At 73.3% G+C, this 4,306-nt stretch carries 4 protein-coding genes; 1 reads left to right on the top strand and 3 read right to left on the bottom strand.

Annotated elements, in window-relative coordinates:
* From AC1MIR_RS21385 to pdhA, 3 genes are all read right to left on the bottom strand, one after another.
* Nucleotides 1-333: biotin/lipoyl-containing protein (locus AC1MIR_RS21385; RefSeq protein WP_480030198.1), on the bottom strand; the 333-nt coding region annotated here is incomplete at its 3' end.
* Entirely contained in the window at nt 330-1,316 is a 987-nt protein-coding gene (locus tag AC1MIR_RS21380) for an alpha-ketoacid dehydrogenase subunit beta (protein ID WP_480030197.1), read from the bottom strand. The genes AC1MIR_RS21380 and AC1MIR_RS21385, both read right to left, overlap by 4 nt.
* Entirely contained in the window at nt 1,313-2,374 is a 1,062-nt protein-coding gene (pdhA, locus tag AC1MIR_RS21375) for a pyruvate dehydrogenase (acetyl-transferring) E1 component subunit alpha (RefSeq protein ID WP_480030196.1), read from the bottom strand. Before pdhA ends, AC1MIR_RS21380 begins: the two co-directional genes overlap by 4 nt.
* A 474-nt stretch (nt 2,375-2,848) precedes the next feature.
* On the opposite strand from pdhA, the gene AC1MIR_RS21370 reads away from it, so the two are divergent.
* Nucleotides 2,849-4,306: phenylacetate--CoA ligase family protein (locus tag AC1MIR_RS21370; RefSeq protein ID WP_480030195.1), on the top strand; the 1,458-nt coding region annotated here is incomplete at its 3' end.

Below are 4,306 nucleotides of genomic sequence, written 5' to 3'. Positions count from 1 at the left end.
GCCCGGGCGGCGGGGGGGGGGGGGGGCGGCGGGGGGGGGGGGCGGCGCCGGCGCCGCCTCGGGCAGCGCGCCGACGACGGCACCCGCATCGGCCGCCGCGACATCGGCGAATTCGACGAGGGCCTCGCCCACGCGGAGGCGCGCGCCCGCGGCGGCGCAAAGGCGCGCGATGCGGCCCGCCTGCGGCGATGGCACCTCGACCACCGCCTTCTCCGTCTCCACCGAGACCAGCGGCTGGTCGGCGACGACATGGTCGCCGGCAGCCACATGCCAGGCGACGATCTCCGCCTCCTGCAGGCCCTCGCCGAGATCTGGCAGCCGGAAGACGCTCATGACCAGGCCATCGCACGCCGCACCGCCGCGGCGATCCGCGCTGCATCGGGCAGGTAGGTCTTCTCCAGGCGCGGCAGCGGCATCACCGTGTCCCAGCCGGCGACGCGCTGCACCGGCGCACGCAGCGCGGCCAGCCGGCGCTCGGCCACCCGGGCGGCGACCTCCGCGGCGACGCCGCAGGTCAGCGGCGCCTCCTGCGCGATCACCAGGCGGCCGGTCCGGCCGACCGAGGCGAGCAGCGTCGCCTCGTCGAGCGGCTTGATCGTCGCGAGGTCCAGCACCTCGCAGCCGATGCCCTCCGTCGCCAGGATCTCCGCCGCCGCCAGCGCTTCCGGCACCAGGCCGCCCCAGGCGACGAGGGTGGCGTCGGGGCCCTCGCGCAGGATGCGGCAGCTGTCGAGCGGCAGCGCCACGCCGTCGTCGGCCACCGCCTCGCGCGTCGCGCGATAGAGGCGCGTGGGCTCGAGGAAGATCACCGGGTCGGGATCGCGGATGGCGGCGAGCAGCAGCCCGTAGGCCTGCGCCGGGGAGGAGGGCATCACGACGCGCAGGCCAGGGACATGCGCGAAGATCGCCTCCGGACTTTCGGAATGGTGCTCGACCGCGCGGATGCCGCCGCCGCTCGGCGAGCGGATGACCAGCGGGCAGGTGAGGCGCCCGCGCGTGCGGTTGCGCAGCCGCGCGGCGTGGTTCAGCACCTGGTCGAGGGCGGCGTAGAGGAAGCCGGTGAACTGGATCTCCAGCACCGGCCGCATGCCTTGCGCGGCAAGGCCTATGGCGAGCCCGGCCAGCCCCGCCTCGGCCAGCGGCGTGTCGAGCACGCGGCGCTCGCCGAAGCGCGCCAGCAGGCCCTCGGTGGCGCGGAACACGCCGCCATCCGCGCCGACATCCTCGCCGAGCACGATGACGGCGGGATCCTCCGCCATCGCGCGCGCCATGGCGGCGTTGACCGCCTGCACCAGGGTCAGCTCCGTCGCGGTCATGGCGTCGCCGCCTCCGCCGCCTGGCGGCGCAACTCTTGCGGCATCGTGGCGTAGGCGTGGGCGAAGATCGTCGCGTCCGGCTGCGGCGGCGTGGCGAGCCAGGCCGCCGCCTCGCGCTCGACCTCCTCCCGGCAGGCGTCCAGCAGCGCCTCCTCCGCCTGCTTCGACCAGGCGCCGGCGGCGTGCAGATGCGCGCGCAGGCGCAGCAGCGGTTCCTCGGGCCAATGCGCGGAGACCTCCGCATCGTTCCGGTAGCGGCTGGCATCGTCGGCGGTGGTGTGGTCGCAGAGCCGGTAGGTCAGCGCCTCGATCAGCCGCGGCCCGCCGCCGCCCCGCGCGCGATCCAGTGCCTCGGCGACGGCGTCACGCACGGCAATCACGTCGTTGCCGTCCACCTGCTCGCCCTCGATGCCCGCGGCGATCGCCTTCTGCGCCAGCGTCGCCGCCGCGGTCTGGCGAGCGCGCGGGACGGAGATCGCCCACTGGTTGTTGCTGACCACCATGACCAGCGGCAACCGCCAGACGCCGGCGAAGACCAGCGCCTCCGCCACGTCGCCCTTGGAGGTCGCGCCGTCGCCGAGAACGCAAACGGCGCATCGCGGCTCGCCGCGCAGGCGGAAGGCGAGCGCGACCCCGGCGGCGTGCGGCGCGTGGCTGCCGACCGGAACGGAGACGGGGAAATCCTGGCGCGGCCCGGCGAAATCGCTGCCGCGTTCGTCGCCGCCCCAGTAGAGGAAGAGCTCGCGCATCGTCACGCCGCGCCAGAGCTGTGCGCCGTGCTCGCGGAAGGCCGGCAGCAGCACGTCCTGCTCACGCATTGCCGCGGCGAGGCCGACGCCGACCGCCTCCTGCCCGAGCGAGGAGGCATAGGTGCCGAGCCGACCGGTGCGCTGCAACGCGACGGCCTTCTGGTCGAAGGCGCGTGTGCGCACCATTGCGCGATAGAGCGGGATGAGCGCGGCTGGCGCTGCCCAGTCGGGCAGCGGCCCGAGGGAACTGCCATCCCTGTCCAGGTGGCGCCGCAGGGTCACCGAGAACTGCGCGACGGTCGTGGTCACCACGGGCGTCCCCTCCTCCGCACTGCCGGAGCAGCAAGGGCAGACGCGGAGCTTAGTGCCGAAGCAAGGCTCCCTCCGCCTTGACCTCCGTCAAGCCCAGGGAAGCGGGACCGGATGGCCGGCCATGTCGCGACCCGTCGCGCGGCGATGCGATAAACCCGCTCGGCTTGATCCACCGCAATGCGTCGCCGCATGGCGAACGATCAAGTGCTGCCAAGCGATAAGCACACGCGGACGTGCAATGCATCAGCCTGCAATCGTGTCACCGCCGCGCTGCCTCCGCGCGGCTGTCCGACAGCGGTGCATCGGCAGCGGTGGCTCCTTCGGCGGCGGCGAGATGATCGAGCGGATCGAAGTCTCGTCCATCAACTCGCCAGCATGGGCATGGTTCGAGGCGATGGCGTGCGCATCGCAGCAAGCCGCGTCGAGAGATGCCAAACCGGGGGCAACGGCGGAGCTGGCGGAGGCCGCATGATGGATGGGATCGCTTTCCTGCGCGCCTTCGACCTCGCGGCCGGGTGGCTCGGTGCCCGCCGGCTCGCCGCCCGCGACCGCTGGAGCCGCGAGCGGTTGCTCGCCCACCAGCGCGCCGCCTTCGCGGCCATGGTGCGCCATGCCGGCGCCGCCTCGCCCTTCTATGCGCAGCACTACCGCGGCCTCGATTTCGACGGCGAGATCGATCCGACGCAGCTGCCGATCACCAGCAAGCGCCTGCTGATGGAGAACCTCGAACGGGTGGTGACCGATCCGCGCCTGACGCGCGCCATGCTCGACCGGCATCTCGCGGAGGCGCGCGGGGACGGGATGCTGCTCGGCACCTACCGCATCGTGGCCTCGGCCGGCACCTCCGGCCTGCGCGGCATCTTCGTCTATGACCGCGCGGCCTGGCGCGTCGTGCTCGCCAATACGCTGCGCTGGCAGGCCTTCGCCGGCATCGCGCCCAGCCTGACGCGCCGCGTGCGGATCTGCTCGATCGGCGCGGACAACCCGATGCACGTCACCAGCCGCCTCCCGACGAGCAGCGATGTCGGCCTGTTCAGGCTGATGCCCCTGCAGGCGACGGAACCCGTGGCGAAGCTGGTCGCGGCGCTGCACGACTTCCGCCCCGACGTGCTTGCCCCCTACCCCTCCGTCGCCGCGCTGCTGGCGCGCGAGCAGATCGCGGGCCGGCTTTCCATCGCGCCGCGCGTCGTCGTCACCCATTCCGAACTGCTCACGCCGGAGATGGCGCGGCTGATCGAGCAGGCCTGGGGCAGCAGGCCCTTCAACCACTACGGCATGACGGAGGAGCCGCATGTCGCCGGCGATTGCCCCGTCCATGCCGGCCTGCATGTCTTCGAGGACACCTCGATGATCGAGGTGGTGGACGACGACTACCGCCCGGTTCCGGATGGCGGCATGGGCACGCGCTACCTGCTGACGAACCTCTACAACCGCGCGCAGCCGCTGATCCGCTACGAGATCACCGACATGCTGTGCAAATCGCCCGCCCTCTGCCCCTGCGGCCGGCCCTTCGCGCTGCTTTCCTCGATCGGCGGCCGCGCCGAGGACATGCTGCGTCTGCCGCGCGCCGACGGGCAGCCGGGCACGGTCACGGTCACGCCGATGGTCATCGGGCTGGCCGTCGAGGCCTTCATCGGCGTGCACGAATTCGCGGTGGAGCACGACGCGCAGGGTATCCGCATGCGCCTCGTCGTGCCGGAGGAGGCCGATCGCCGGCGCATCCTCGGCGAACTGCCGGCGCGCATCGTCGCCGACCTGGCGCGGCACGGCGCCGCGGCGCCGCCGATCGCCGTCGAGTTCATCGCGCAGCTTCCCCGCACCGAGCAGCCGATGGGCAAGATCGCCGTCGTCGCGCGCCGCAAGGCGGCCGCGGGCGGGCGCCGACCCGCAAGCGCGGCGCGACCTGGCCGGCGACCCGGCGGTGACGAT

It is taken from the genome of Falsiroseomonas sp. RANM36, assembly GCF_056682175.1.
Note: the sequence above shows the minus strand (reverse complement) of the source record. Positions and strands in the feature narration are given on the sequence as shown.